Source organism: Devosia rhizoryzae (genome assembly GCF_016698665.1).
Lineage (GTDB): Bacteria > Pseudomonadota > Alphaproteobacteria > Rhizobiales > Devosiaceae > Devosia > Devosia rhizoryzae.
Window position 1 is genome coordinate 1849926 of record NZ_CP068046.1, and the last position, 26560, is coordinate 1876485.

The 26560-nt window shown below is 61.8% G+C and carries 28 protein-coding genes; 7 read left to right on the top strand and 21 right to left on the bottom strand.

The annotated features are described in order from the left end of the window. Positions 1 to 48 precede the first annotated feature (48 nt). Complete coding sequence (locus tag JI748_RS09180; protein WP_201629781.1) at positions 49 to 342, top strand: hypothetical protein; 294 nt, start codon at positions 49 to 51, stop codon at positions 340 to 342. A gap of 113 nt (positions 343 to 455) precedes the next feature. Then, a complete protein-coding gene (locus tag JI748_RS09185; protein ID WP_201629783.1) occupies positions 456 to 881 on the top strand; it encodes a SufE family protein in 426 nt (141 codons plus the stop codon). On the opposite strand, the gene JI748_RS09190 is transcribed toward JI748_RS09185, so the two are convergent. The 11 genes from JI748_RS09190 to JI748_RS09240 all read right to left on the bottom strand — a co-directional run bounded on the left by JI748_RS09190 (position 878) and on the right by JI748_RS09240 (position 9430). Further along, positions 878 to 1906, bottom strand: a complete 1029-nt coding sequence (locus tag JI748_RS09190) for an acyltransferase family protein (protein ID WP_201629785.1) — start codon at positions 1904 to 1906, stop codon at positions 878 to 880. The genes JI748_RS09185 and JI748_RS09190 overlap by 4 nt on opposite strands. Before the next feature lie 62 nt (positions 1907 to 1968). Beyond that, positions 1969 to 2475: a DUF6456 domain-containing protein gene (locus JI748_RS09195; protein ID WP_201629787.1), complete on the bottom strand. Its 507-nt coding sequence runs from the start codon at positions 2473 to 2475 to the stop codon at positions 1969 to 1971. Continuing rightward, on the bottom strand, positions 2468 to 2827 hold the full coding sequence (locus JI748_RS09200; RefSeq protein WP_201629789.1) for a helix-turn-helix domain-containing protein: 360 nt from the start codon (positions 2825 to 2827) through the stop codon (positions 2468 to 2470). The genes JI748_RS09195 and JI748_RS09200 overlap by 8 nt, the downstream gene beginning before the upstream one ends. Positions 2828 to 2965: 138 nt before the next feature. Then, positions 2966 to 3388, bottom strand: a complete 423-nt coding sequence (locus tag JI748_RS09205) for a MucR family transcriptional regulator (protein ID WP_201629790.1) — start codon at positions 3386 to 3388, stop codon at positions 2966 to 2968. Between the two features lie 122 nt (positions 3389 to 3510). Then, entirely contained in the window at positions 3511 to 3867 is a 357-nt protein-coding gene (gene mnhG, locus JI748_RS09210; protein WP_201637189.1) for a monovalent cation/H(+) antiporter subunit G, read from the bottom strand. Further along, on the bottom strand, positions 3867 to 4169 hold the full coding sequence (locus tag JI748_RS09215) for a cation:proton antiporter (RefSeq protein WP_201629791.1): 303 nt from the start codon (positions 4167 to 4169) through the stop codon (positions 3867 to 3869). Before JI748_RS09215 ends, mnhG begins: the two co-directional genes overlap by 1 nt. Continuing rightward, a complete protein-coding gene (locus JI748_RS09220) occupies positions 4166 to 4645 on the bottom strand; it encodes a Na+/H+ antiporter subunit E (RefSeq protein WP_201629792.1) in 480 nt (159 codons plus the stop codon). The genes JI748_RS09215 and JI748_RS09220 overlap by 4 nt, the downstream gene beginning before the upstream one ends. Next, positions 4642 to 6222 carry a proton-conducting transporter transmembrane domain-containing protein gene (locus JI748_RS09225; protein WP_201629793.1) on the bottom strand — a complete coding sequence of 527 codons (1581 nt, stop codon included), beginning with the start codon at positions 6220 to 6222 and terminating at the stop codon, positions 4642 to 4644. Before JI748_RS09225 ends, JI748_RS09220 begins: the two co-directional genes overlap by 4 nt. Positions 6223 to 6225: 3 nt before the next feature. Further along, entirely contained in the window at positions 6226 to 6603 is a 378-nt protein-coding gene (locus tag JI748_RS09230; protein WP_201629794.1) for a Na+/H+ antiporter subunit C, read from the bottom strand. After that, positions 6603 to 7031, bottom strand: a complete 429-nt coding sequence (locus JI748_RS09235; protein WP_201629795.1) for an MnhB domain-containing protein — start codon at positions 7029 to 7031, stop codon at positions 6603 to 6605. Before JI748_RS09235 ends, JI748_RS09230 begins: the two co-directional genes overlap by 1 nt. Beyond that, positions 7028 to 9430, bottom strand: coding sequence for a putative monovalent cation/H+ antiporter subunit A (locus JI748_RS09240; RefSeq protein WP_233280475.1), 2403 nt, complete (start codon positions 9428 to 9430; stop codon positions 7028 to 7030). The genes JI748_RS09235 and JI748_RS09240 overlap by 4 nt, the downstream gene beginning before the upstream one ends. A gap of 179 nt (positions 9431 to 9609) precedes the next feature. On the opposite strand from JI748_RS09240, the gene JI748_RS09245 reads away from it, so the two are divergent. The 3 genes from JI748_RS09245 (at position 9610) to JI748_RS09255 (ending at position 13066) form a co-directional block, all read left to right on the top strand. Then, positions 9610 to 11691: a S9 family peptidase gene (locus tag JI748_RS09245; protein ID WP_201629797.1), complete on the top strand. Its 2082-nt coding sequence runs from the start codon at positions 9610 to 9612 to the stop codon at positions 11689 to 11691. Between the two features lie 69 nt (positions 11692 to 11760). Further along, positions 11761 to 12363 carry a superoxide dismutase gene (locus JI748_RS09250; RefSeq protein WP_164534904.1) on the top strand — a complete coding sequence of 201 codons (603 nt, stop codon included), beginning with the start codon at positions 11761 to 11763 and terminating at the stop codon, positions 12361 to 12363. 154 nt (positions 12364 to 12517) lie between these two features. Then, positions 12518 to 13066, top strand: a complete 549-nt coding sequence (locus JI748_RS09255; RefSeq protein WP_201629799.1) for a response regulator — start codon at positions 12518 to 12520, stop codon at positions 13064 to 13066. 170 nt (positions 13067 to 13236) lie between these two features. Here the strand turns inward: JI748_RS09255 and JI748_RS09260 are convergent, their stop codons facing one another. The 4 genes from JI748_RS09260 to JI748_RS09275 form a co-directional block, all read right to left on the bottom strand. Beyond that, entirely contained in the window at positions 13237 to 13779 is a 543-nt protein-coding gene (locus tag JI748_RS09260; RefSeq protein ID WP_201629801.1) for a hypothetical protein, read from the bottom strand. Further along, the gene (locus JI748_RS09265; protein ID WP_201629803.1) at positions 13779 to 15254 is read right to left on the bottom strand and encodes a helicase HerA-like domain-containing protein; all 1476 of its coding nucleotides are present in this window, start codon (positions 15252 to 15254) and stop codon (positions 13779 to 13781) included. The genes JI748_RS09260 and JI748_RS09265 overlap by 1 nt, the downstream gene beginning before the upstream one ends. Before the next feature lie 53 nt (positions 15255 to 15307). Continuing rightward, positions 15308 to 16312 (bottom strand): asparaginase, encoded by a 1005-nt coding sequence (locus JI748_RS09270; protein WP_201629805.1) that lies wholly within the window; start codon positions 16310 to 16312, stop codon positions 15308 to 15310. 63 nt (positions 16313 to 16375) lie between these two features. Then, on the bottom strand, positions 16376 to 16714 hold the full coding sequence (locus JI748_RS09275; protein WP_201629807.1) for an SH3 domain-containing protein: 339 nt from the start codon (positions 16712 to 16714) through the stop codon (positions 16376 to 16378). Between the two features lie 178 nt (positions 16715 to 16892). On the opposite strand from JI748_RS09275, the gene JI748_RS09280 reads away from it, so the two are divergent. Further along, on the top strand, positions 16893 to 18161 hold the full coding sequence (locus JI748_RS09280) for a DUF3422 domain-containing protein (RefSeq protein WP_201629812.1): 1269 nt from the start codon (positions 16893 to 16895) through the stop codon (positions 18159 to 18161). On the opposite strand, the gene rhaM is transcribed toward JI748_RS09280, so the two are convergent. From rhaM to JI748_RS09310, 6 genes are all read right to left on the bottom strand, one after another. Beyond that, positions 18162 to 18494 (bottom strand): L-rhamnose mutarotase, encoded by a 333-nt coding sequence (rhaM, locus tag JI748_RS09285; protein WP_201629816.1) that lies wholly within the window; start codon positions 18492 to 18494, stop codon positions 18162 to 18164. It lies immediately after the preceding gene. Beyond that, positions 18491 to 19492 (bottom strand): ABC transporter permease, encoded by a 1002-nt coding sequence (locus JI748_RS09290; protein WP_201629818.1) that lies wholly within the window; start codon positions 19490 to 19492, stop codon positions 18491 to 18493. The genes rhaM and JI748_RS09290 overlap by 4 nt, the downstream gene beginning before the upstream one ends. A gap of 157 nt (positions 19493 to 19649) precedes the next feature. Further along, positions 19650 to 20630 carry an ABC transporter permease gene (locus tag JI748_RS09295; RefSeq protein WP_201629820.1) on the bottom strand — a complete coding sequence of 327 codons (981 nt, stop codon included), beginning with the start codon at positions 20628 to 20630 and terminating at the stop codon, positions 19650 to 19652. After that, on the bottom strand, positions 20627 to 22129 hold the full coding sequence (locus JI748_RS09300) for a sugar ABC transporter ATP-binding protein (protein ID WP_201629821.1): 1503 nt from the start codon (positions 22127 to 22129) through the stop codon (positions 20627 to 20629). Before JI748_RS09300 ends, JI748_RS09295 begins: the two co-directional genes overlap by 4 nt. A 163-nt stretch (positions 22130 to 22292) precedes the next feature. Further along, entirely contained in the window at positions 22293 to 23282 is a 990-nt protein-coding gene (gene rhaS / locus JI748_RS09305) for a rhamnose ABC transporter substrate-binding protein (protein ID WP_164532700.1), read from the bottom strand. A gap of 32 nt (positions 23283 to 23314) precedes the next feature. After that, the gene (locus JI748_RS09310) at positions 23315 to 24121 is read right to left on the bottom strand and encodes a DeoR/GlpR family DNA-binding transcription regulator (protein ID WP_201629822.1); all 807 of its coding nucleotides are present in this window, start codon (positions 24119 to 24121) and stop codon (positions 23315 to 23317) included. A 179-nt stretch (positions 24122 to 24300) separates the two neighbouring features. On the opposite strand from JI748_RS09310, the gene JI748_RS09315 reads away from it, so the two are divergent. Beyond that, entirely contained in the window at positions 24301 to 26397 is a 2097-nt protein-coding gene (locus JI748_RS09315; RefSeq protein WP_201629823.1) for a bifunctional rhamnulose-1-phosphate aldolase/short-chain dehydrogenase, read from the top strand. The last annotated feature ends 163 nt before the right edge of the window (positions 26398 to 26560 follow it).

Sequence of the window (26560 nt, forward strand, 5' to 3'; positions counted from 1 at the left end):
CTTATTTCATCGAACGGGAATAGGCCCGTTGCGATAGGGATGAAGCCGATGTTCCTGCTGCGCTCCGCATTCTGGCTGACCTTGGCCTTCGTGCTGATCCGGCCCGAGATCGACGTTCGCGATACCGCCGAGAGCCTCTCCAACGAGGCCTTGGCGCAAGGCGGCGCCTTCATCTCCGAGCAGATCTCCGCAATCGACTGCACCGAACTTGTTTGTCACGGCGGAAAGGCTCTTGCCGTGGCAGCCCTCCAGAACACTCAGCAGGCCGGCGATCCCATGCACACGACCCCGGCCAAGCCTGCCATTCCGCTGCCCCGGCCCCGGCCGGACCGCCCGGTCTGACGAACACGAAACTTCCGTTGCCTTCTGGCTTCTGCCGCAAGCACATTGCCTCGTGCTTGCGGCATTTTCTTTGACCACTGGCAAAGGCGCGAGGCGTGGCCTAGATAGAACCTATGACCCAGCCGCAAGCTTTTCAGGACATCGCCGAGAACCTTTCCTTCCTCGATGATTGGGAGGACCGCTACCGCTATCTGATCGAACTGGGCCAGGCTCTGCCCCGGCTTGACGACGCCGAGCGCAATGCCGGCAACAAGGTCAACGGCTGCATGTCTCAGGTCTGGCTGGTGGCCGAGCCGGAACAGGTCGAGGGCGAAGCCGGACTGCGCTTCCGCGGCGAAAGCGACGCCATGATCGTCCAGGGGCTCGTCGCCGTGCTCTTGGCGCTTTATTCGGACCGCAAGGCGCGCGACATCGCCGTTACCGACGCTATCGCCCTTTTCGACGAACTGGGCCTGCGCGAGCATCTGACCACGCAGCGATCCAATGGCCTCGTCGCCATGGTCAACCGCATCCGCAACGAAGCCAAGGCGCTCACCTAGGCGTAGCGGCGGAGCCTGCCGATCAGCGGCTTTTCGATCGCTCGATAGATCAGGTAGCCGACAAAAACGCCACCAAAGATCGCGGCGAGCTCCGCGGCAAAGATCAAGACCGGATCGTCGGTGCCCATCATGCGCAGCAAAACGCCGGCGATCGCGGCCACCGAAAACATGTGGACCAGATAGATCGAATAGGACGCATCGCCCAGCCGCTCGAGCGTGGGCAGATAAGGCACCTGACGTTCCCGCGCCACCAGCAGGGCGACCGTCGCAGCCGCGAAGGACAGCAGCCCCACAAAGGCGCTCTGGTCCTCGACCAGGCCGCGGTCCCAGTAGAACCCTTCGAACAGCCCGAAGACGCCGACCAGTCCAACAAGAAACAAGACCTCTGCCCGAAGCGCGCTCAGCCAGCCGCGGATATAGGCAAGACCCAGCCATGCCCCGGCCACAAAGGCGAGTGGCATGAAGCTCGTATAGAAGGCCGGGATAGCATCGGTCGGGCGGAACATCATGCCGATGATTGCGAGCGCCAGATAAGCGATGGTCAGCACCCAGACGCGAGTGGTGGCGCCCAGAAACGCGAGCACGGCAAAGCAGACGTAGAAGAACATCTCATAATTCAGCGTCCAACCGAGCTTATAAAGCGGGTGAAAGCCATGCGAGGCCGGGTTGTAGAAGGGAATAAAGAATAGCGACAGGATCAGTTGTTCGCCGTCGAACACAGTTGTCTTGAAGACGCTGGGCAGGATCAGGGCAGCCGCGGCTGCAAGGGCAGTCGCCGCCCAATAGAGCGGAACGACGCGCAGGATGCGGCGGCGCATGAACTTGCCGGCGTCGAAGCGCCCTTCCCCGGTCACCGCCACCATGATGAAGCCGGACACGACAAAAAACAGAATCACGCCCAGCCAGCCCAGACGCCCATAAAGCAGGGTCTGCTCTGCCAATGGGTAGAGCAGTGCATGGGAGGCGAGCACCATCAGCGCCGCGATGGCGCGCAGATATTGGATCGTATGGAGTTTGGTGTTCATGAGGCCGCAACAATGTTCGGCGCCTTTTACCACGGTGCCGAACAGCCAAACATGAACAAACGTTACATCGTTAACGGCGGCTCGTTGAACATCGGCACCCGCTCTTCGAGCCAGCCCGTCACGGCATGACGCTCCGGTCCTTCAGCGTGCGGCGAAAGTTCAAAGGCGGTGCAAAGCTGGTCAAGACCGATGCGCAGCACCAGTTTTGCGCCGCGACGGGGCCAGCCCCGCTCCGTCTCGATCTGCTGCAGGCCTTTGTCGAAGGCACAAAGATCGGCAAGAACACTCCAGCAATCGGCCGGCAAGGATTGCGCCAGCAGGTTGAGCCGCTTGCGCGCGTCGGCTGCGCTGTCTGCCAGCATGCCTTGTGGTGCAGCACCCCGGTTGCCGCCAAGGCGGGTCGGGTCATAAGACATCGTGACCCGCTGTCTTAGTCGCGACCGCTCGAACAAACGCGTGAGGATTCGGGCAGCCTCCACGTGGTGGGCTGCAAGAAACGGTTCATCCTTGCCCGCGGCTGCAAGCCGGAGAACGGCGTCCGGCGCCACTTCGCCCAAGAACTCAGTCACGGCTTTGCTCCTCGTTCAGCATGGCTTCGAAGCGGTCGAGCTCGTTGTCGAACGCCCGATCGTCACGCAAATCCTCAATAACGCCGCAGGCATAGGAGACAGTAGTCCTATCGCGGTGGAAGGCCCGGCCCACTTCGGCAAGGCTTTGACCCAGCACCACATGGGACAGGTACATGGCGACCTGCCGCGCCTTCGCTGCGCTGGCGCGGCAGCGGGAATGGTGTAGGATCAGCACCTTGGATACGTCGTATTCCCGCGCCACAAGATCGATGACGCGGTCCAGGCCGCTTCGATCGAAGAGAGCAGGATCTTCGTCGGATGGGCGCGAGCCCGATGATGTGACAGCAAACATTGCGATGGCCTCGTCGATATAGGACTATATTCCTATACCTTCAGCCGGCGCCAGGGGGTGGGGGATAAGTCGAACAACTTTCCCCGAAAAAAAGGCCGCCCCTCAGGACGGCCCTCATGGACGCTTTTTTGTCTTAGATCAGTCAGCCTTGCGCCCGAGGCCATTGTCCTTGGCCAACTTGGAGCGCGTCGCCGAGTAGCTGGGAGCAACCATCGGGTAATCGGCCGGCAAGCCCCACTTTTCGCGATATTCTTCGGGCGAAAGATTGTAGTGCGTGCGCAGATGGCGCTTCAACGATTTGAACTTCTTCCCGTCTTCCAGGCAGATGATGTAATCGGAAGCGATCGACTTCTTGACCGGCACGGCAGGCTTGAGTTCTTCGACCTGAACCGGAACTTCATTTGTCTGCAGTGCGCGCAGAGCGCCATGCACCTCGGCGATCAACTTGGTAAGATCGCCTGGGCTAACAGAATTATGGCTTACATAGGCAGAAACAATATCTGTGCTAAGCCCAATCAAGTCAGTATCAGCAGCCGCAATCGCGCTGGTATCGTCGTTCATATCCAACCTTCCAGTTCTTATTTATTGGCAGCGTGTAGGGGGAAACTGCCTTGCTTGGTAACTAGGCCTGTTCTGCAGTCCACGCAACCAAAATTGCCTCGGTTGAACGCAAGTGAAAGACGTTATTCAGCAACTGGCCTGTTGCTAGCAATTGTAACTGTCTCATCTGCCACAGTTTCGCCCCAAGGCTTATATCCAGCACCAAGACTAGCTTTGGCCAGAAGGTGCGCCGAAACTGGTGTCGTCAGCAGAAGGAAAACAATGCCGATGATTGCTCGAATAGCAATAGAGGCGTCCTGCGACATAAGAGCAACGACAAGCAGAATCAGTCCTCCGCCCACCGCGCCTGCCTTCGATGCTGCGTGCATGCGGGTGTATAGATCGGGAAACCGCAGCACGCCTACTGCGGCCAGCAAGGTGAACAGCGCGCCGATGAGCAGCAGGACGCCACTGCCATAGACGACGACTTCGTTAAACATCATGGACCTTCCCCGTCCCGAGCGGTGTCTCTGCGCAGCATGATGTATCGCGCCAGCGCGACGGTTGCGAGGAAGCCCAGCAGCGCCAGGGCAATGGCGATGTCCACGTAGAGCCAGAAGCCGGTCCTGATGGCGATGGTGCCGATAAAGCCCATCGCAACGACGGTCAGAAGGTCGAGAGCAAGGACGCGGTCCGGCAGGCTGGGCCCCAGAACGATGCGGACGACCGATAATGCGAGCGCCAAAGCCAGCATCACGAGCGCAATCAAGGTTGCCCATTCCATGAACAGTGCCGCATTCATTCGAATACCTCCCTGACCTTGGTTTCAAAACCGGTGACAATGCCGGCAATCACAGCATCCCGGTCCTCATGGGTCAGCGCATGGACATAGAGCACCGAACGATCGGGAGAAACGTCGATACTGAGCGTACCCGGCGTCAGCGTGATGAGATTGGCGAGGAGCGTGATCTCCCCGTCCGATTTCACACTCAGCGGCACGGCAATGATGGCGGGACGCAGTGCGGTCTTGAGGTTGGGCCTGACCGTCACGAGTGCCACTTTGATGGCGCTGAGAAACAGTTCGTAGATGAACAGGAGGGCGAGGGAGACTATCCGGCGCCAGCGCCGCAGCCCGTTTCTTCGCACCAGAGTGTTGCGCAGCAAGGTGACGACCACCGCCCCGACAATGCCACCAAACAGAAGGTTCAGTCCGGAGAAACTGCCGGTCACTGCTGCCCAGACCAGTGACAGGATGACGACAAGGAAACTGGTGCTCACGGCATCGCCTCCGCCAAACCTGTTGCGGCCACGAAACGAGCGGGATCAAGAATGTCCGCCGCACCGGCGCTGGCGCCCTCCATCAGTGGCGCAGGCCAAAGCCCGGCGAGCACCACTGCCAACACGAGGAAGCTGGTTGCGGCCACACCAAGCCGGTCACCGCGAGACGGCGGGACCGTCACCGTCATAGCGACCGGAGCGCTGCGCCAAAAAACATGAGCCCAGAGCCGTGTGCCCGCGATCAGGGTGAGTACGGCATTGACCAGAAGCGAAAGTGTCAGCGTCAAACCCACCCAGCTCGGAGCGGAGCTCGTCACTCCTTCGGCCAGGCTCGCTTGCAGCAGCAAAAGCTTGGGCCAGAAACCCAGAAACGGCGGCACGCCGGCTGCGGCGAGGATGAGAACCAGGAACAGAATGGAAATGGGCGCGCTCGCCGCATAGAGGCCGCCCATCTGCAGCGTGTCGCTTGCACCGGTTCCTTTCTCCACCAGGCCGGCGGCCAGGTAGAGCCCCGACATGGTGAAGATCGCGTGGAGGATATAGAGCCCAGATCCGGCGATGCCATCGGAACTCGGCATGGCGAGGCCTGCCATGATCGCACCGATGCCGCCGATGACGATGAAGCCCATGGCACGGCGCAGACTGGTTTCGGCAATGGCCCCAAGAGGTGCGATCAGCAATGTCGCGATGGCGATCAGCGCCAGCGCCGGCTCCAGCAGATCGCGGCTGCCTGGCAGCACGGCAACCAGGGCACGCAACATGGCATAGGCGCCAACCTTGGTCAGAAGGCCTGCAAACAGCGCCGATACTGCTGCGGGGGGCGTGTGGTAAGATGCCGGGAGCCAGGCATTGACCGGGAAAGCCGCCGCCTTCATGCCGAAAGCCAGCAGCAACAGGGCTGCGACACCGGCCATGGCGCCAGGATGCGCCAGCGGCGCGACCCTCATGATGTCGGCCATGTTGAGCGTGCCCAGCAGCCCGTAAAGCAAGCCCAGCGCCATCAAGAAAAAGGTCGTGGCAAGGAAATTGAGGAAGCCGTACTTGACCGCGCCATCCAGTTGCAGCGGCCGGTTGCCCCCCACGATCAGACCGAAGGACGCGATCAGCATGACCTCGAACCAAACGTAGAGATTGAAAAGGTCGCCCGTCAGGAAGGCGCCTGTGACACCGGCAAGAAGCAGCAATACCATGGCGTGGAAGTCATCCCGAGCGCCGCTCTTGGTGCGATCGGCCTCCGCATAGATCAGGACGATCAAGGTGACGATGGCAGCGGCCAGGGCGAAGGCGGCGCTGAAAAGGTCAACCGTCAGGCTGATACCGAAGGGCGGCAGCCATTTGCCCATGGTCATGCTGAGAGGGCCTTCTGCCGCCACGCGCACCAGCAAACCGATTTCGCAAGCGATTACCGCCAGCGTCACCACGACCGCAACGATAAGGGGCATCACGCGGGTGCGGCGCAGCACCAATTCGGCGGCGGCACCGATGAGGCAGAGAACGATGGGCAGAACCAGGACCCAATCGGCAAGTGCTGTCGCCGTATCGATCATGGCCATCGGCAGAGTCGTGGATGCGTCCATGGATCAGTAGCTCAACGGCGGTTGCGGCGAGCGTTTCGGCTCGGCCAGGCGCATCGTGTCGGTGTCGTCGGCATCAAGGCTGCGATAAGCGCGGAAGGCCAGCACCAGGAGAAAGCTGAACATCGAGAAGCCGATAACGATCGCGGTCAGGATCAATGCCTGGGGCAGAGGATTGGCGATGGGGCCATCAGGCACTTCAAGTCCGGGCGGAACGATTGGCGCAACCTCGCGCATCAAACGGCCAGCGGTAAAAATCAGGAGGTTCACGCCATTGCCGAAGATGGTCATGCCGATCAGCATCCGGATGACCGAGCGCGAGAGCAGCAGATAGGTGCCTACGGTAATGAAGAGGCCGACCAGAATGGCCATGACGTAGTCCATCAGAGGTCCTCCTCGTCGCGATCGCTGGCAAGCGCCAGTCCCACAGCGGTCAGTGCGCCGAAAACGACGAGGTAAACCCCTAGATCGAAGAACATCGGCGTCGAGAGCGGCACCGTGGTCTCGCCGAAGTTGAGATAGGCCCAGATGCTGGTCATGAACGGGGATCCCGTGAAGGCGCTGAGAAGACCCGACATGGCAGCCAGCAGCACGCCGCCACCGGCGACGACCAGGGGATCGAAGCGCATCGCCTTGCGCGTGTCGGGCACACCAAGTGCCAAGCCCAGGACCTGGATCGACGCCGCGGCGATCAGCCCGCCGATAAAGCCACCCCCGGGCTCGTTATGCCCACGCAGGCAGATGTAGAGCGAAAACACCAGCATGATCGAAACGATCAATGGCGCGATGGTGCGAAAGATCAGCGTGTTCATGCCGGCTCCTTCCGCTTGCGCGGCGCACGCGGCTTTTTCACCTGCACAACCTTGCGCACGCGCATCAGTGCGATGATCGCGATGCCGGCACCCATGACAACCGAAATCTCACCCAGAGTATCGAAGCCGCGATAGTCGACGAGGATGACGTTGACGATGTTGTGGCCGTGAGCGATCGGCACGCTGGTGGCGGTGAAGAGGTCCGAGAGACGGGTGTCGAGAGTGCCACTCAGCACCTGCATCAGCATCAGGGTGACCCCGACGCCGCAGACCAGGGCGATCGATCCGTCGCGGAGCCAGTCCTCGGGCGGGCGCGCGTCGCGCCGATCAAGGTTCAGCCGGGCCATGACAAAGGCCAGCACGGCAACCGAGAGCACTTCGATCATGAACTGGGTGAAGGCGAGGTCCGGCGCGCCAAACAGCAGGAAGATCAGCGCCAGGGCCGTTCCCTGCACACCCAGGGACAGGATCGCGGTAAGGCGTGTCGGCGATATAACCACGACGACGAGTCCGGCCGCCGCAAGCAGCACCACGCCCCATTCGTAAAAGGTCAGCGACGACAGATCGAACCTGATCCACCAATTGCCGAGGTCAGCCGCCGGCACCAGCCAATCGAACCCGCTCCAGACCAATAGCGGGCCGAACAGCGCCAGAGCCAGAGCGCCAAAGACCACGACCAGGTAGAGCTCAAGCCGGCCGTGATGAAGGAAACGCGTCACGGCGCCGGAGAAACGGATCAGCCCGAACATGACGTCGTCAAAGACGGTATCGGCGTTCCAGCGCATCGCGTTGTCAATGCGCCGCAGGACAGTGCGCGCGCCATCGGCTTGCCGGTAAACAGCGATGCCAAGCAACCAGGTCAGCACCGACAACCACAAGAGCAGGCTGGTGAAATCCAGCGCCAGGCTCAGGTGGCTTTCCACGGCGCGTCCGAGAATGGCCAGGGACGCCGGCTGCAGCACGTCGTGTCCCAGCCACTCGGGCAGGATGCCGGCGACGATTGCGAGACCACCAAGGAGAATGGGCCCGACCAGCATGGCGATCGGCGCCTCGTGCGGCTCGCGCGGCGTCGGCACCGCCTCCCCGAGGAAGGGCCGGATCATCACGAGCATGGCGACTCCTGCGAGCAGGGCATTGCCCACCACAAGGATGACCAAGGTAGCAATCTGGGTCGGGTCGCCACTCAGAAGGCCGAGATACATCTCTTCCTTGGCGAAATAGCCGATCGTCAGCGGCAGCCCGATCATCGACAGGGCGGCCAGTGCGGCGGCAATAAAGGTGACCGGCATCTTGTCGGCCAGACCGCGCAGAACGGTGATGTCCCGTGTGCCGGTCTCATGATCGACCGCGCCAGCGACCATGAAGAGCGCGGCCTTGTAGAAGGCATGGGCAACGAAATAGACGACCATGGCAGCGATCGAGGCCTCGCTGCCCAAGCCGATCAAGAGCACCAGGAGCCCGAGCGAGGCGATCGTCGTCTGTGCCAGGATTTGCTTGAGATCGGTTTGCTTTAGGGCGCCAAGTCCGCCCCAGATCAGCGTTAAGCCGCCGAAAACTACGAGAACGGTGGTCCAAACCTGAGTACCGCCCAGCACCGGCGTCATGCGCGCGAGGAGATAGACCCCGGCCTGCACCATGGTGGCCGAATGGAGGAAAGCGGAAACGGGCGTCGGCGCTTCCATGGCATTGGGCAGCCAGAAATGGAGCGGGAACTGCGCCGACTTGGTGAAGGCGGCGACGATAAAGCAGAAGAGGACGAGACCATAGAATCCGCTCTGACGCAGCAGGTCGCCCGTCTCCCGCAGCGCGCTCATATCCCACGTTCCGGCGATTTGGCTGACGAGGATGGCGCCCGCCAACAGCGCCATGCCGCCGATATTGGTGATCACCAAAGCCTGGATCGCCCCGCGACGGGAAGCCTGCCGCCCGTGATCGAAACCGATCAAGAGGAACGAGGTGACCGAGGTCAGCTCCCAGAAAAGAAACAGCGCGAGCAGGCTGTCGGCCAGGACCAGGCCCAGCATCGCCCCCATGAAGGCAAGCATAAAGGTGAAGAACCGCCCCTGATGCCGGTGCCCCTCGAGATAGGCACCGCTGTAAAGAACGATTAGCGCGCCAATCCCCGATATGGTGAGCGCAAAAACAAGGCTCAGGCCGTCGAGGTAAAAGCTGAGGTTGAGGTGGTAGGCAGGGACCCAGGCAAAGCTGACCTTGATCGCCTCGCCGCCGACCACGCGCTCAACAAAGCTGAGCAAAAACACAAAGATCGCGGCCGGAACCAGTGCCAGCAGCCAGCCGGTGAACCTACCCGTAAAGCGATGGAGAAATGGCGCAAGCAGCGCGGCCACGAAGGGAACCACGGCGACCAAAGCAATACCGGCGTCGAAAGGCGCGTTCACCCTTGTGCTGATCCTTGGTGATTCAATGCAGGAGCGGGGGTGACCTTAACCATCGAGACCGCGTGGGCAACCGGTTATGACATCGAGGGACCGCTATCGAGACGTTTTCAACCGTTTCCGGGGCTGGCAAAGCGCGTCACCGGCGCCTATGTCGGTCGGACCCAGTTTTCGGAGCCCACATGACCCAGGCCAAGCCACCCGTCGCCAAGCGCATCGATCACGCCCACACCCATCACGGCCGGCGCGTCGAGGACCCTTATGCGTGGCTGCGGGCCTCTAATTGGCAGGAGGTGATGCAAAAGCCCGAGACGCTGGACGCGGAAATCCGCGCCTATCTCGAAGCCGAGAACACCTTCTACGAGGCCGAGTTCGGCAATCCCACCGCCGCGCTCCAGGACAGGATTTATCGCGAGATACGCGGCCGCATCAAGGAAGACGACAGCGGCGTCCCCTCCCCCGATGGACCCTTCGCCTATAATTCGCGCATGCTCGAGGGCAAGCAGTATTCGCAGGTCGTGCGCACCCCCCGCGATGGTGGGCCGGAACAGGTTCTGCTCGATTGCAACGTCGAAGCCGGCGACGGCTATTTCGGCTTTGCCGGTGCCGCCCACGACCCGTCGCACCAGATCCTTGCCTGGGCTGCCGATCGCGCCGGCTCGGAATATTACGATATCGTCTTGCGCGACCTCGCTACCGGCACCGACCGCGACGACGTCATCGCGGAAACCGCCGGCTCCTATGTCTGGAGCAATGACAGCCGCTCCATCTACTACACCGAATACGACGACAACCACCGCCCCTACCGCATCCGCCGCCACGACCTCGGCACCGCGCAAGAGGCCGACCCGATCATCTACGAGGAAAAAGACCCCGGCTTTTTTGTCGGCGTCGGTAAGACCCTCTCGGATCGCTTCATCATCATCGACGCGCACGATCACCAGACCTCCGAAGTCTGGCTGATCGATGCCGCAACCGGTGGTGAACCGCGCCTCGTGGCGCCGCGCGTCGCCGATCGCGAATACGATGTCGATGAACGCGACGGCGTGCTTTACATCCGCACCAATGCCGATGGCGCCGAGGACTACAAGATCGTCACCGTTTCGGCCGACACTCCCGGCGCCGAGAACTGGACCGATCTCGTCCCCCATCGCGAGGGCGTCCTGATCCTCGACATTGCCCTCCTCAAGAACCACCTCCTCCGCCTCGAACGCGAGGACGGCCTGCCGCGCATCGTCGCCCAGGACCTTCGCACCAGCAGGGAAGAGGTCGTGCGATTTGAGGAAGAGGCTTATTCGCTGGGCATGTCGACCGGCTACGAGTTCGATACGTCTGTGTTCCGCCTCAGCTATTCCTCGCCGACGACGCCCAACCAGACATGGGACGTCGATCTCGAGACCGGTGAACGCACCCTGCTCAAGACCCAGGAAGTGCCCTCCGGCCATGATCCCGAGCATTACGAAACACGGCGCCTCTTTGCCACCGCTGCGGATGGCGAGCAGGTGCCTGTGACCTTGCTCTACCGAAAGGGTCTCGAACTCGACGGCAGCAACCCGGCCCTGCTCTATGGCTATGGCGCCTATGGCATGTCGATGCCCGCGTCTTTTTCGGTCTCCGTGCTGTCGCTGGTCGATCGCGGCTTCGTTTATGCGATTGCCCATATCCGCGGCGGCATGGAAAAGGGCTATCGCTGGTATCGCCAGGGCCGGCGCGAGCACAAGACCAACACCTTTACCGACTTCATTGCCGCAGCCGAAATGCTGATCGCCGAGGGCTATGCCACCAAGGGCAAGATCATTGCGCAGGGTGGATCGGCCGGCGGCATGCTGATGGGCGCCATCGCCAATCTGCGGCCCGATCTATGGGGTGGCGTCATCGCGCAGGTCCCGTTTGTCGACGTGCTCAACACCATGCTCGACGACACCCTGCCGCTGACGCCGCCGGAATGGCCCGAATGGGGCAACCCGATAACGTCGCCCGATGACTACGAGCGCATCGCCGCCTATGCTCCCTATGAAGCGGTAAGCGAACAAGACTATCCGCCGATCTTTGCCCTGGCGGGCCTCACTGATCCGCGCGTCACCTATTGGGAGCCGGCCAAGTGGGTAGCCAAATTGCGTGCAACCAAAACCGGCACTGCGCCGCTTTATCTCAAGACCAATATGGGTGCGGGTCACGGCGGCGCCTCGGGACGCTTCGATCGCCTCAAGGAAACCGCCGAGTGCTATGCCTTTGCAATAAAGTCCGCCGGATTGGACGCTTAGTTCTCCCGGCGACATTGTTGCCCAAACCCCTGACGCCTATAAATACCTTCTCAAGCCAAGGAGCTCACCATGACCTTTGAACTGCCGCCCCTGCCCTATGCCTACGATGCTCTGGGCCCGTACATGTCCAAGGAAACGCTCGAGTTTCACCACGACAAGCATCACCAGGCCTATGTGACCAACGGCAACAACCTGCTCAAGGACTCGGGCCTTGAAGGCAAGAGCCTCGAAGAGATCGTCAAAGAGAGCTACGGCAAGAACCAGGGCCTCTTCAACAATGCCGGCCAGCACTACAACCACATCCATTTCTGGCAGTGGATGAAGCCCAATGGCGGCGGCAAGTCGCTTCCAGGCAAGCTGCAAGCTGCGGTCGATAGCGATCTCGGCGGCTTCGACAAGCTGCGCACCGATTTCATCGCTGCCGGCACCACCCAGTTCGGGTCCGGCTGGGCCTGGATCGCGGTAAAGGACGGCAAGCTCGAAATTTCCAAGACCCCAAACGGCGAGTCGCCGCTGGTCAATGGTGCCCACCCGATCCTGGGCGTCGACGTCTGGGAGCACTCCTATTACATCGACTACCGCAATGCGCGTCCGAAGTACCTCGAAGCCTGGTTCGATAACCTCGTGAACTGGGAACATGTCGAAGAGATGTACTCCAAGGCCACTGCATAAGCTCTGATCTGGAGCAATTCTGCTTCGTTCGAACCCGCCGCTCACCGCGGCGGGTTTTCTGTTTTCCCCCAGCCTCTTCACCCTATTGGAACAAACTGATTCAATCCCTCGTTCGGTCGTGTTAACGAAGCATTTACCAAGAGGGGAATCGAGCGTGACTGCAGCGGGCAAGACCATTGCTATTTTGGCCGCCAATCCAGCGCTCAATGCGGTGCTCACCATGGTCCTGGCGGGAGACTCGCGCCTGCGCGTGCGCCCCTTCGACAGCGAGGCAGAGCTCTTTGCCTATATGCGCATCGTGCCGCTCGACATGCTGGTCGTCGATTTCGACCGCGATGGCCGCCCGGCCTATGAACTGGTGGAAGCCATCCGACTCGATCCCAGCATGGTGTCGCGCGAACTGCCGGTAATCGCCCTCACCCGCGCCATCACCCCGCCCATGCGCCAGCAAACCATCAGTGCCGGCATCGACGAGGTGGTGGTCAAGCCAATGTCGCCGCGTCACCTGTTGCAGCGCATCCAGGCTCGGCTCTTGAAGCGCCCCATCGTGGGCGTTCCCGGTTCAGGCTATAGGGGCCCCGACCGGCGCAACAGGATCAGCATGCGCGCGCCGCAGCCGCATCCGAACCGCCGCGTCACCGACAATGTGGTGCAGCTTTTCCCCGATCGCCGCGCGCGCCCCGAGATGGAACCGCTGGTCTAATCCGGTTTCGCACACATCAAACTGTAGGCCTCATCCTGCTACGCGGCAGTAGACCTCATCCTGAGCCTCCTGAGCTTGTCGAAGGGCGGAGGACGAGGTCGTGGCAGGATCAATGTGCCCGACCTCGTGGTTCGACAAGCTCACCATGAGGTCTCTCGATATCCGTGAGCTTAACGCCGCTGTTCGACCGCCGCGACCTTGTTCCAAAGATCCTCGACGGTTTCGGCGAACTGGATCTTGCGATCATAGTGAGGCACCGAGGCCGCAACCACATCGGTGGCAAAGCCGCGCAAAACCTCGAAGGCCTTGTGCCGGTTGAGCAGCACGACGGGTTTTCCCCCACTGCTGGACCAGGCAGCAAAGAGTGCCCTCACCGACGCTAGCGACCCCGGAAGTCCGACAAAGACCGACGCCTCAGCCGCAAGCCTTGCAAGACGTTCTGCGCGCTCAGGCACAACACTCATCGGCACTCCCGACAGCGCCGGCGGCAGCACGATGCTGGCATCGGCAATGATCTGCACCGAGCCTCCAGCAGCGCGCGCCGCCGTGATCAAGGGCACGGGCAGCATGCCATCTTCGGCAAGGCACACGATCCTGGCGCCCCTGCGGGTGAAGATCATGCCGAATTCGCTCATCATGCTGGCGCGCTCGGGGTCCCCCGGGCCCCGATCCGAGGCGAAGACGGCGACGACGGGTCCGGCTGGCGCAGCCATCAGCGTTTCCCTCGCAGGCCGCCAAGGATGCCACGCATGATTTCACGGCCCAAGGTGTTCGCCACCGAGCGGGCAAAAGAATTGACCGCAGCCTCCACCGGCGTTTGCCTTGTCGAGCGGCGCGGCGCCGCAGCGCGTTCCGCCCGCGCGGCCTCGACTTCACCCTGCGTCCGCTCGGTCGCCAACTGCTTGTCGCGCGCCCGCCGCTCCAGGATTTCGTATGCCGACTCGCGATCGATGACCGTGTCGTAGAGACCGCCGACCGGAGAGTTCGCCATGGTTGCATCGCGCTCCGCCGGGCTGATGGGCCCGACCTGAGCCGATGGCGGGCGGATCAGCGTGCGGCCCACGATCGATGGCACGCCCTTTTCCTCCAGCACCGAAATCAGCGCCTCGCCAACGCCTAGCTGCGTGATCGCTTCTTCAGTCGAGAAGGCCGGGTTGGGACGGAAGGTTTCGGCCGCCACACGCACCGCCTTCTGCTCGCGCGGTGTGTAGGCACGCAAAGCATGCTGGATGCGATTGGACAGCTGGGCCAGAACGCTTTCTGGAATATCGACCGGGTTCTGCGTGACGAAATAAACGCCGACGCCCTTGGAGCGGATGAGTTTTACCACCTGCTCCACCTTGTCGATCAGCGCTTTGGGCGCGTCGTCGAAGAGGAGGTGCGCTTCGTCGAAAAAGAAGACCAGCTTGGGTTTTTCGATATCGCCCACTTCCGGGAGCTCTTCGAACAGCTCGGACAGGAGCCACAGGAGGAAGGTTGAATAGAGCCGCGGCGACTGCATCAGCTGGTCTGCTGCCAAAACCGAAACGAAACCACGGCCATCAGTGTCGGTTCGCATCAGGTCGGCGATCTCGAGCGCGCGTTCGCCGAAGAAGTTGTTGGCTCCCTGCTGTTCGAGGATCAGCAGTTGCCGCTGGATAGCGCCGATCGAGGCGGCGGCGACATTGCCGTAGCGGCTCGAAATCTCCTTGCCGCGTTCCTGGATATGGACCAGCAGCGCCCGCAGGTCCTTTAAGTCCAGCAGCAAAAGACCATCGTCGTCGGCAACACGGAAGGCGATATTCAGCACGCCTTCCTGGGTGTCGTTGAGGTCGAGGATTCGGCTGAGCAGAACCGGGCCCATTTCCGAGATCGTGGCGCGGACGGGATGGCCCTGCTCGCCGAACAGGTCCCAGAACATGGTGGGAAAGACGTCGCTGGCGTAATCGGTGAAGACGATGTCTTCGGCGCGCTTGGTTTGCCACTCCTGGGCCAGGCCGAGCTTGGAAATGCCCGAAAGGTCGCCCTTGATATCGGCGGCAAAAACCGGGACGCCTGCGGCCGAGAAGCCTTCGGCAAGTGTCTGTAAAGTCACGGTTTTACCGGCGCCGGTGGCGCCGGTGATGAGGCCATGGCGATTGGCATATTTGAGGTGCAGGTATTCCGGCCGGTCACTCGCGCCAAGAAAGATTTTGTCGTCCACGAGCATAGGGCACCTTTGGGCAAATCGAGCCCGTTTATAGCCGCAGGCAGGCGCCGCGGCTAGAACGCGTCGGTCGTCCGCAATTCACCCACGATCGCGCCGCGGACATTCCTGGTTGGTTGTGACGCGAACTGCTCCAACACGCTGCGCTGAGCTGACGTTGGGTCAGCATATTTGAGCAAGAGTGCTGCAATCATGGCGTGACTTGCGGCCATGTTGCCATCGTCGCATTTGAGCGCATAACCCCAGCCCTTGTCGCGGATGGCGCCGCACTGGACGCCCTCGGCTCCGCCCTTCTGCATCAGCCGACCGCCAAAAGCTTCCATCACCAGAGTGTCGAGGTGACCGGTGCCGGCAACGAGGTGGGGATGGCTGGTCGCGGCATCGAACAGCGCCTGGGCACCGGCAGCATGGCCGGCATCGAGCCCTCTGCCCGTCGTCATGCGGGCAAAGCCGAGGGCCCAGCTGCGCAGCGGCGCCGCAAAGGTAGGGATGGAGCAGCCATCGGTGCCGCAACGATCTTCGGTCAGGTCTTCGCCGATCACATATTCGACCGCCGCACGGACCGCCTGCTGCACCTCGTGCTCGCGGGAAACATAGCCCGCAGTCGGCACGCCCATGGCGAGGGCGACGCTCAGCATGCCGGAATGCTTGCCCGAACAATTGTTGTGCAGCGCACTCGGTTCGGCGCCCTTGGCGCGCAAGGCGTCTCGCGCCTTGGCATTGGTCGGCATATGGGCGCCGCATTCGAGATCGGCGGCCGAGAGCCCCATGCGCTCGAGAAAATGGGCAACATTGCCCACATGCTCGTCCTCGCCGTGATGGGAGGCGCAGGCAAGGGCCAACTCTTCTGTCGTATGGTGGAACTTGTCGGTCGCGTGCCGGTCAAAGATCGCTAGCGCCTGCATCGACTTGATTGCGGACCGTGGAAAGACGGGTCGCTCGACGTCACCGCCCGAGGCAATCACCGTGCCCCCGTCGTCGACGATGATGAACGCCCCGCGATGGCGGTTCTCGACCCAGTTGCCGCGCACGGCCTCGGCAAGTATTGGGTTGGCGTCCATGGGCAATCTCCGGTCCGTCTTACCCTCACGAACAAGGAGCGGACCGGAAAGTCAACATGGCCATCAGATGTCCCAGTCGTAGACTTCGGTCAGAAAGCGCGAATTGACCCAGCCGGTTATTCCATTGCGGTCGACCAGGCACCAGTCGGCGCTGTTCTTGACCTCGATGCATCGCTCGACCCAGACATGGACGCCGGGCTTCAGCGCCCCGACCTTCTGCGAGTAGCCGGCTGGCCACTTGCGGACATTGAGCTTGTCCCACTGCGATACGCCGGTCACCTGCGCCATGTTGTCGACAGTATAGCCGGCGGCCATGGTCGGCTGCACGGCAAACCCGGCGGCGGCGGTGATGATGATGCCACACAGGGTGGCGACGAGAACTTTTTCCTGAGCTTTGTTCATTTGGGTGTCCCCCGACTGCGTTGAACCATGCTCTACATCTAGACACAGGCCTTTGAACCCACTCTGATGGGTGGGTTCAGACTGGGTTCATCTGAAATACGTGGCTGGCTTCTTCTACTAAGGACGCGTGATCGAATGTCTCATTGCCAGAAACACCGACGCAGCGCCTTCTAGCGCCATGAGCACGAACGCCCCCATTCCGCCGGACCATCCCAATCGCCAGGCCATCATGGACGAAGTCCATGCACGGCCAGTCGAAATCGTGCCCGAAGCCTGCCGCGTCCGTCGGCTGGTGCTGGTCATGCCGGGTGAACCGGGCGCCATGCAGCGCGCCTTCGAGCGCTTTGCCGCCTTCCGCCGCACAGCAGGCATCGAGCTGCCGCAAACCGGAACAAGGCAATATAGTTTCGTGACGCCAGAGCGCGCGATCACGTGGGAATTCCACACCGAGTTCGTTACCGTCACCTGGCGCGCCGCCTCCGATGACAGGCAAAGCTGGCCCGATGACATCGGTCTCGACGCCATTGGCGAAGGCATGCTGATAAGCGCGATGCGCATCGACGTTATTGCCGATGTCACTGTGCCCGAGCGCCTGCTGCCCAGCTTCAATCTCGCAAGCTTGTGCCTTTCGGACATCGAAACCGGCAAGGCGCAGGTGGTGACCGATTTTACGCCGGACGGCGATCGGTTCACGCGCTTCGAATTCGCCGCCGGTGGGCTCACCACCTTGCGCCGCTCGATCCTGTTGCGGCGGCTACTGGAGATCGAAACTTACCGCAATATGGCGCTTCTTGGCCTGCCGCTGGCGCGCTCTGCCTCCCATGACCTGCGCGAAATGGAGACCGAGCTCTCCGCGGTCATCGGTAACCTTTCGGACGCAACGACGCCCAAGGGCGCGCAAACTGTACTCGACGCGCTGCATCGCTTGTCGGTGCGCTCGGGCCAGCTTTCCGAACGGCTTGGGTATCGCTTCGCGGCCGGGCGCGCTTATGGCGAAGTGCTGCGCACGCGACTTGCCGGATTACGAGAAGCGGGCACCAACAAGGGCTCGACGCTTACGCATTATATCGGCAATCGCGTGGATCCGGGCTTGGCGACATGCGCCGCCATCGAACAGCGGCTGGCAGTCTTGTCGAGCAAGATCGAGCGCGCCATCGGGCTGCTCAACGTGCGGATCAGCGTGGACATGCAGGTGCAGAACGCTGCTTTGCTGGACAATATCGCACAAACGTCGCGAAGCCAGTTCCTGCTCCAGCGCACGGTGGAAGGTCTTTCGACCATCGCCATCAGCTACTACCTGCTGGGCATTGTGAGCTATCTGCTGGCGGGTCCGCTGACGCAACTGCACTGGGACAAGACTATGGCGCTGTCGATCGCGGCGCCCTTCGTTGTTCTGGTCGTGTGGCTCATGGCCCGCTCGGTGCGGCGAGCGCACGATATAAAGTAGCTATTTCATCCAGAACATGGGTGTGAGATCGGTCGAGAGCGGCTCGTTTCTGCTGTTTGTGGCCATGATGTCGGCCATGTGCGCCCACCAGCGTTTCATAACCTCAGTGTTGGGGAGGTCAGCCATGGTGTGGTCCACTCGCCTCCACAGCACGCCAAAAAGGGTGCCGGTCTCCTCGTCGAGGTGGATGGAGTAATCCTTCACCCCTGCCTGGTGCAGCAGGTCGACGAGTTCGGGAAAAATCTCGTCATGGCGCTTCTTGTATTCGGCCGCCATGCCAGGATTAAGCTTCATCTTGAAGGCGTGCTTTTCGTAGCCCTGATCGGCGATCATGCCCGGCGCGCCTTCCACATGTTCCAAAGGATCGGCAGGGCGATGACGATGATCAAAAGCGTGCCGGTAAAGATGGTCATGACGATGCCGGGAACGTTGAGCAGCCCAAGGCCAAAGGTCACGAGCCCGATGATCAGCGCCGCCAGCACGACGCCAATGATGGAGCCGGCACCGCCCAGGATCGAGACGCCGCCGAGGACGACCATGGTGATGACGTCGAGTTCGAAGCCCTGCGCGATCGAGGGCCGGGTCGATCCGAGGCGCGCGGTCAGGAGCACGGCGGTGATGCCGCTCATCAGGCCCGTAAGGCAGAAGAGCACGAACTTGATGCGGTCGACGCGCACGCCGGAAAACTGCGCGGCGGTTGCATTGTTGCCGATGGCAAAGACGCGGCGGCCGAAATTGGTGTGGTGCAGCAGCACGTAGAAGATCACGGCGGCGACAAGGAAAAGCACCAGCTCGAACGAGATCACCCACCAGACATAGCCTTGGCCGAACCAGGCGAAATCACGCGGGTAGCCGCCATAGCTCTGGTCGCCGAGGATGATAAAGGCGATGCCGCGAAAAAGGCTCATCGTTCCGATGGTGACGACGATCGAGGGCAGCTTCAGTCCCGTGACCAGCCAGCCATTGAAGGCGCCGCAGGCAAGGCCGGTGAAGATGCCGACCAGCACCAGGACCGGGGTTGGCGCGCCGAACTGGTTGAGCACCAGACCCATCAGCGTGGAGGCTAGGGCGATGATCGAGGCGACGGAAAGATCGATCTCGCCGGTGATGATCACCAGTGCCATGGCCAGCGCGATAAGCGCTTTTTCGGTGAAGTTGAACGTCATGTCGGAAAGCGACCAAGCGTTCAAGAAATAGGGCGAGGCGATCGAATTGGCGATGAAGATGCCGATGGCGACAAGCACCAAGAGCGTTTCCCAGCTGAGGACAGCAGATTTGAGCGGCGTGTCGAGCCGGTCCGGAAGGCGGCGATGGAGGGAGGTGTCTGTCATTGGGTCGTCCCATAGGGCTTCGGCTCTTGTGCATCCCTCCCCCTTGAGGGGAGGGATCGAGGGTGGGGGTCCGCCAGCGACACACTGCACCACCCCCCACCCCAGCCCTCCCCCTCAAGGGGGGAGGGAGCCGACGTCCGGTGATTTACTAGAAAAATCAAGCCACACCCTCCGCACGCCTCAAGATCACCCTGCCCTTGCGGCTTTCGCCGCGGGCGTTGAGGATGACGGCGATGAGGATGGCGGCGCCGGAAATGGCCATCTGCCAGAAGGGAGAAACGCCGATCACCGGCAGGGCATTGTTGACGACGCCGAGGAACAGCGCGCCGAGCAGGGCTCCGGCCACGGTGCCGATGCCACCGGCGATGGAAACGCCGCCGATGACGCAGGCGGCAATGATGGTGAGTTCATAGCCGCTCGCGACTTCCACCGAAGCGATGACGTAGCGCGAGATCCAGAGATAGCCGGCAAGGCCCGAAATGGCGCCCGAGAGCACGAAGGCCAGGAACTTGGTGCGGCCGACATCGATGCCGGTATAGACCGCAGCTGTCGGATTGACGCCGATGGCATAAAAGGCGCGGCCCTGCGGGGTCCGGGTCATGAGGATATAGACCAGGATTGCGACGGCGATGGCAAAGTAGCTCAGGATCGGCAGGCCCAGGAACGAGCCGCGCTGCAGCTGGATGAAGGCCGGGCTCATCTGCGCGGCGTTGACCCAGGCGCCACCAGAAATGACGAAGACCAGGCCGCGGAAAATGGTCAGCGTGCCCAGCGTCACGACGATGGACGGAATATCGAGCTTCCACACCAGGATGCCGTTGAAGGCGCCGAGGGCTGCCCCGACGAGGATACAGCCGAGGATCAAGAGCGGGATCGGGATCATCGGGAAGGCGGCATTGACCATGGCGACGATCATGCCGGTGAGGGCAAGATTGGAGGCCATGGACAGGTCGATCGAGCGGGTGAGGATCACCGCCATCTGCCCGAGCGCCAGCATCATCAGGATGGAAGTGTCGTTGAAGATGGTCAGCAGATTTGCTGGCTGCGAGAAGCGCGGGAAGCGGAAGGTCACGAGGACGATGACGGCGAGGATGGCAAGCGCCAGCCAGATCTCGCGGGTTTTGAGAAGCCTGTTCATGCTGCTTCCTCGACAATGCCGGCGGCGAGACGCACCAGGGTTTCGGGGGCGAGGGCTTTGTTGTCGAGCGTATCGATGACGAGCCCTTCGCGCATGACGACGATGCGGTCGCTCATGCCCAAGACTTCCGGCAGTTCGGACGAGACCATGATGACGCTGAGGCCCTGCGCGACCAGTTCGCCCATGAATTCGTGCACGGCGGCCTTGGAGCCGATATCGATGCCCTTGGTGGGCTCATCGAGGATGATGACCTTGGGCAGGGTCGCGAGCCACTTGGCGATGACGACCTTCTGCTGATTGCCGCCCGAAAGGGTCGAAACGTTTTGGCTGAGCGAATGGGCGCGAAGATCGAGCCGCTCGGTATAGGTGCGGGCGAGCCTATATTCTTCGGCCATGCGCAGGAAGCCCGAGCGGCTGGTCTTGCCAAGGCTGGGGAGCGAGACATTCTTGAAGATCGGCTCGCCGGTAATGACGCCCTGCTTGCCGCGTTCTTCGGGCACGTAGACGATGCCCGCTTCCACCGCGTCGGCAGGAGAACGCGGCGCCACCGTCTTGCCGTCGAGAACCATGGTGCCGCCCGATGGCCTGGTCATGCCGAAGACGGCCTGCATCACCTCGGAGCGCCCTGCCCCGACGAGACCATAGAAGCCCAGGATTTCGCCCTTGCGGACGGAAAAGCTGACATTTTCGAATTCGGTGGGATGGGTCAGGCCTTTGACCTCGAGCACCGTTTTGCCGATCTGCGCCTCACGGGCGGGGAAGATCTGGTCGACGGAGCGCCCGACCATGAGGCGGACGATCTCGGACTGCGGCGTGTCCTTGATGAAGCCCTTGCCGACCATCTCGCCATCGCGGAAGACGGTGTAGCGGTCGGCGATGCGATAGATTTCATCGAATTTGTGCGAAATAAAGAGGATGGCCTTGCCGTCTTCCTTGAGGAGCTCGATGAGGACGTAAAGCTCCTCGATCTCCTTTTGGCTCAGCGCCGCGGTGGGCTCGTCCATGATGACGACCTGGGCGTCGACGCTCAGCGCCCGGGCGACGGCGACGAGGTGCTTTTTGGCGATGCCGAGCTCCTTGAGCGGCATGCTGGCGTCGATGCCGGACGCCATGGAATCGAGCGTCAACTGCGCCTCGCGCCGCATCGTCTTCCAGTCGATCATGCCGAAACGGTTGGTCGGCGTGTGGCCAAGATAGATGTTTTCGGCGACCGATAGCTCGTCGAAGAGCACGGTCTCCTGGTGGATTGCGGTGATGCCCATCTGCGCGGCGGAATGGGCGGTCGGCAGCGTGATCTGGCCGCCAGCCATGCGGATTTCGCCGGCGTCGGGCTGGTAGATGCCGGTCATGGTCTTGACCAGCGTCGACTTGCCGGCCCCGTTTTCCCCGATCAGCGCGGTGACTTCACCGGCATAGAGTTCCAGCGACACATCATTGAGCGCCCGGACGCCGGGAAAGCTCTTGGTGATGCCGGAAAGGGTGAGGATGGGTTCGGTCATTTTCTTCTCTTGTTCCTCTCCCCCTCGGGGAGAGGGTGGATCGGCCGAAGGCCGAGACGGGTGAGGGGGATGCATCCGCACACGCTGCGGCCACCCCCCTCATCCGGCGCTACGCGCCACCTTCTCCCCGAGGGGGAGAAGAATAGGGCGTGCCATCCAAGCCTTAGTAGATCTTGGAGAACTCTTCGATGTTGGAGGCGTCGAACTGGAACGGGGCGGCCATGGCGGCCGAGTTGGTGTCGTCCAGCGTTACTTCGCCGACGCGGCCGATCGAGAAGGAGGCGCCGGGGGCCGCTTCTTCGCCTTCGACCAGAGCATTGGCGAGGAACACTGCCGAGTAGCCGAGGTCGATCGGGTTCCAGAGGGCGACGGCCTGCGAGGCGCCGTTATCGATGAATTGCTTGAACTCGGACGGCAAGGCGAGGCCGGTGACGTTGATCTTGCCGATCAGGTCCTGGTCGGTCACGACCTGGGCGGCCGCAACGACGCCGACCGTGGTCGGGGCGATGATCGCCTTGAGATCCGGATAGGCCGAGATCAGGCCGCGGGCTTCTTCGGTCGACTTCACCGAGTCATCGTCGCCATAGACGGTCGCGACGAGATTGATATTGGGGAATTTTTCCGGGATCGCAGCCTTGGCGGCTTCGATCCAAGCATTTTGGTTGGTCGCGGTGGATGCGGCCGAGAGGATCGCGACGTCGCCGCCTTCCGGCAGGTAATCGGCGGCCAGCTTGATGATGGTTTCGCCGATGAGGTTGACGTCGGACGGGTTGAGGTGGATCTGGCGGCCTTCTGGCGCAACGCCTGAATCCCAAGAGATGACCTTGATGCCGCGTTCCTGGGCGCGCTGCAGAACCGGGACCAAAGCGTCCGGATCGTTGGCGGAGATGGCGATGGCGTCGACCTGCTGGGCGATCAGGGTGTTGACCACCTCGATCTGGGCTTCGGCGGTCGCGGCGGTCGGGCCGGTATAGATGACTTCGACGCCGAGCTCTTCGGCGGCTTCCTGCGCGCCCTTGTTGGCAGCGTCAAAAAAGCCATTGCCCAAGGACTTGACGACCAGCGCGATGCGGGTCCCGTCCTGGGCTGCGGCGGGGGCCGCGATCATGACGGCAACGGTGGCCGTGGCAGCGAGCAGTTTGAACAGGTTCATTCGGTTTCCTCCCATGATATCTGATCTTGTTCTCAGGCGACGGTTGCTTGCTTGTCAGCCTGAGAGGTTGCGTCCGCAACAAGGAGCCGCACGCCTGCCGTTTCCAGCATTTGGCGATCTTCGTCGCGGATGCCGCTGTCGGTGATGACGGCAGCAATTCGGTCCAACCCGCAAAGGATGAGGCTCGAGCGGGCGGAAAATTTCGAGGAGTCGGCAAGGACGATCAGCTCGTCGGCCTGGCCGATCAGGGCCAATTCGGACTGGACCACCATTGGGTCCGCCTCCATCAGGCCGTGGGCGCCGATGCCCTGGCAGCCGATGAACATGCGCTTGGCAAAAAAATGCGACGCCACCACGCCGCCAAAGGGCGAGAGGATGACGTTCTGCTCGCGATAAACGGTGCCGCCTGGGATGACGACGGAATTGCGCGAATTGTGGATCAGGAATTCCGCAATGGCGAAGCTGTTGGTGAAGACGCTGAGACGCTTGGCCGTGAGATGGTGCACCATCTGGTAGGTGGTGGTGCCGCCATTGATGATGATGGGCTCGCCATCACCGCACATATCGGCAGCGATGCGCGCAATTGCGCGCTTTTGCCCTATGTTGATCGTTTCGTTGACAGAGAAGGGGCGACCGATCAGTCCGCTTTGCGACGGCGGGTTGATGGCCTCGGCGCCACCGCGCACACGGCGCAGCTTGCCTTGCACGTGAAGGGCCGCAATATCCCGGCGAATGGTGGCTTCGGACGAATTGGTGACCTCGCACAACTCCGCCACCGTCGCCACGGGGCGAGACTGCGCTGCGGCCAGAATAACGCGATGGCGTTCCGTTTCGTGCAATGCTGATACTCCCTGAATGCATTTCCTTCCACTCGCCACGGTCGGAGTCAATCACCTAAAACTAGTTTTCGATCATTTTCGCGCATGGGTGACGGAGAGTGATTGTTTCTGATTGACACGTTGCGTGTCGTCGTGCCCATCTCCGCGCAACTGACTGTTGCCGATCTGGGAGGAATGCCATGTCCACCGCGCCCAAGCGCCTCGAAAACAAATGGGACGATGCCGTCGCGGCGGGTATGAGCGAGCCGGAACGGCTGGTTTATCGCTCGAACCTTCTAGGCTCGGACAAGCGCGTCACCAATTACGGTGGCGGCAACACCTCCTCCAAGATCATGCAGAAGGACCCGCTGACGGGCGAAATGGTCGAAGTCCTCTGGGTCAAGGGTTCGGGCGGCGACAGCGCCTCGATCAAGCTCGATGGCTTTGCGACGCTCTACATGGACAAGCTGCGGGCGCTGAAGGGTCTTTATCGCGGCGTCGAGTTCGAAGACGAGATGGTGGGCTACCTGCCCCACGCCACCTTCAACCTCAACCCGCGCGCCGCCTCGATCGACACCCCGCTCCATGCCTATGTGAACCATCCGTTCGTCGACCACATGCACCCCGATGCGATCATTGCTATTGCGGCCTCAGAGAATTCCCGCGAACTCACGCAGCAGATTTTCGGCGACACTATCGGCTGGTTGCCGTGGAAGAAGCCGGGCTTCGAACTGGGCCTGTGGCTCGGCAAGTATTGCGAGGAGAACCCGACCTCTAAGGGGCTGATCCTTGAGTCGCATGGCCTCTTCACCTGGGGTGACACGCCCAAGGAATGCTACGAGACCACGATCGGCATCATCAACCAGGCGATCGAGTGGTTCGAGCGGGAAACCGAGGGCAAGACCATCTTCGGTGGCGCCGCGAAGCAATCACTGCCTGCGGAGGAGCGCCGCGCCGTTGCCGCCAAGCTGATGCCAAAAATCCGCGGCTTCATTTCCGAGGACTCGCACAAGCTGGGCCATTTCGACGACAGCGACGCGGTGCTTGAATTCGTCAATTCCAATAACCTGCGGCCGCTGGCGGCGCTGGGCACCTCCTGCCCCGACCACTTCCTGCGCACCAAGATCCGTCCGCTGGTCATCGATTTCGATCCGGCCAATCCGGACGTCGAGGGCGTCATCGCCGGGCTGGACAAGCAGATCGCCGACTATCGTGCCGACTACGCCGCCTATTACGAGCGCTCCAAGCACTCTAATTCGCCTGCCATCCGCGATCCCAACGCCGTGGTCTACCTGATCCCCGGCGTCGGCATGATCACCTTTGCGAAGGATAAGGCCACCGCCCGCATTTCCGGCGAGTTCTATGTCAACGCGATCAACGTGATGCGCGGCGCTTCGACCGTGTCGGAATATCAGGGCCTGCCTGAACAGGAAGCCTTCGACATCGAATATTGGCTGCTTGAAGAAGCCAAGCTGCAGCGCATGCCCAAGCCAAAGTCGCTCGCTGGCAAGATCGCCCTCGTCACCGGCGGCGCCGGCGGCATCGGCAAGGCGACGGCCGCCCGCCTCCTCCGCGAAGGCGCTTGCGTCGTGCTCGCCGATATCGACCAGACGGCGCTCGATGGCGCCACGGCCGAACTTTCCGGCATCTTTGGCGCTGATTTCGTCCGTCCGGTCAACATCAACGTCACCAAAGAAGAGCAGGTTACTGCCGGCTTCGCCCATGCCGTGGTCGAATTCGGCGGGCTCGACATTCTCGTGTCGAACGCTGGCCTCGCTTCCTCGGCCCCGATAGAGGAGACGACGCTCGAGCTTTGGAACAAGAACATGGACATCCTGTCCACGGGCTATTTCCTCGTCTCGCGCGAGGCTTTCCGGCTGTTCCGCAGCCAGAAGATTGGCGGCAACGTCGTGTTCGTTGCCTCCAAGAACGGTCTCGCCGCTTCGCCCAACGCTGCCGCCTACTGCACCGCCAAGGCGGCCGAAATCCATCTCGCCCGCTGCCTCGCGCTCGAAGGCGCCGAAGCACAGATCCGCGTCAACGTTGTCAATCCGGACGCCGTGTTGCGGGGTTCGAAGATCTGGGCCGGGGAATGGCTTGAGCAGCGCGCTTCGACCTACAAGACCGACAAGGACGGCCTTGAGGAAATGTATCGCCAGCGCTCGATGCTGAAGCGAAGCGTGTTCCCCGAGGACATTGCCGAAGCCATCTACTTTTTCGCGTCGGAGGCTTCGGCCAAGTCCACCGGCAACATTCTCAATGTCGACGCGGGCAATGCCCAGTCATTTCCGCGGTAAGGTAAGATAGACCCCTCACCCTGACCCTCTCCCCATAGGGGCGAGGGGACGCAGGAGCCGTTACAACTGTGTCGGCTCCTGCACTGCAAGTGCCCCCATCGTCCCCTCGCCCTTCCGGGGAGAGGGTTAGGGTGAGGGGCTGGCGGGCGGAGGAGGTCGGGAG

What these genes read in the sequence shown, in the direction of transcription:
- JI748_RS09180 (WP_201629781.1), top strand. Translation starts at nt 49, where the DNA reads ATGTTCCTGCTGCGCTCCGCATTCTGGCTGACCTTGGCCTTCGTGCTG.
- JI748_RS09185 (WP_201629783.1), top strand. Translation starts at nt 456, where the DNA reads ATGACCCAGCCGCAAGCTTTTCAGGACATCGCCGAGAACCTTTCCTTC.
- JI748_RS09200 (WP_201629789.1), bottom strand. Translation starts at nt 2,827, where the DNA reads ATGTTTGCTGTCACATCATCGGGCTCGCGCCCATCCGACGAAGATCCT.
- JI748_RS09275 (WP_201629807.1), bottom strand. Translation starts at nt 16,714, where the DNA reads ATGAACAAAGCTCAGGAAAAAGTTCTCGTCGCCACCCTGTGTGGCATC.
- JI748_RS09190 (WP_201629785.1), bottom strand. Translation starts at nt 1,906, where the DNA reads ATGAACACCAAACTCCATACGATCCAATATCTGCGCGCCATCGCGGCG.
- JI748_RS09225 (WP_201629793.1), bottom strand. Translation starts at nt 6,222, where the DNA reads ATGGACGCATCCACGACTCTGCCGATGGCCATGATCGATACGGCGACA.
- JI748_RS09295 (WP_201629820.1), bottom strand. Translation starts at nt 20,630, where the DNA reads ATGAACAGGCTTCTCAAAACCCGCGAGATCTGGCTGGCGCTTGCCATC.
- JI748_RS09265 (WP_201629803.1), bottom strand. Translation starts at nt 15,254, where the DNA reads ATGCTCGTGGACGACAAAATCTTTCTTGGCGCGAGTGACCGGCCGGAA.
- JI748_RS09215 (WP_201629791.1), bottom strand. Translation starts at nt 4,169, where the DNA reads ATGAATGCGGCACTGTTCATGGAATGGGCAACCTTGATTGCGCTCGTG.
- JI748_RS09270 (WP_201629805.1), bottom strand. Translation starts at nt 16,312, where the DNA reads ATGGACGCCAACCCAATACTTGCCGAGGCCGTGCGCGGCAACTGGGTC.
- mnhG (WP_201637189.1), bottom strand. Translation starts at nt 3,867, where the DNA reads ATGTTTAACGAAGTCGTCGTCTATGGCAGTGGCGTCCTGCTGCTCATC.
- JI748_RS09290 (WP_201629818.1), bottom strand. Translation starts at nt 19,492, where the DNA reads ATGACAGACACCTCCCTCCATCGCCGCCTTCCGGACCGGCTCGACACG.
- JI748_RS09205 (WP_201629790.1), bottom strand. Translation starts at nt 3,388, where the DNA reads ATGAACGACGATACCAGCGCGATTGCGGCTGCTGATACTGACTTGATT.
- JI748_RS09250 (WP_164534904.1), top strand. Translation starts at nt 11,761, where the DNA reads ATGACCTTTGAACTGCCGCCCCTGCCCTATGCCTACGATGCTCTGGGC.
- rhaS (WP_164532700.1), bottom strand. Translation starts at nt 23,282, where the DNA reads ATGAACCTGTTCAAACTGCTCGCTGCCACGGCCACCGTTGCCGTCATG.
- JI748_RS09300 (WP_201629821.1), bottom strand. Translation starts at nt 22,129, where the DNA reads ATGACCGAACCCATCCTCACCCTTTCCGGCATCACCAAGAGCTTTCCC.
- JI748_RS09260 (WP_201629801.1), bottom strand. Translation starts at nt 13,779, where the DNA reads ATGGCTGCGCCAGCCGGACCCGTCGTCGCCGTCTTCGCCTCGGATCGG.
- JI748_RS09280 (WP_201629812.1), top strand. Translation starts at nt 16,893, where the DNA reads ATGAGCACGAACGCCCCCATTCCGCCGGACCATCCCAATCGCCAGGCC.
- JI748_RS09235 (WP_201629795.1), bottom strand. Translation starts at nt 7,031, where the DNA reads ATGAACACGCTGATCTTTCGCACCATCGCGCCATTGATCGTTTCGATC.
- JI748_RS09230 (WP_201629794.1), bottom strand. Translation starts at nt 6,603, where the DNA reads ATGGACTACGTCATGGCCATTCTGGTCGGCCTCTTCATTACCGTAGGC.
- JI748_RS09315 (WP_201629823.1), top strand. Translation starts at nt 24,301, where the DNA reads ATGTCCACCGCGCCCAAGCGCCTCGAAAACAAATGGGACGATGCCGTC.
- JI748_RS09245 (WP_201629797.1), top strand. Translation starts at nt 9,610, where the DNA reads ATGACCCAGGCCAAGCCACCCGTCGCCAAGCGCATCGATCACGCCCAC.
- rhaM (WP_201629816.1), bottom strand. Translation starts at nt 18,494, where the DNA reads ATGATCGCCGATCAGGGCTACGAAAAGCACGCCTTCAAGATGAAGCTT.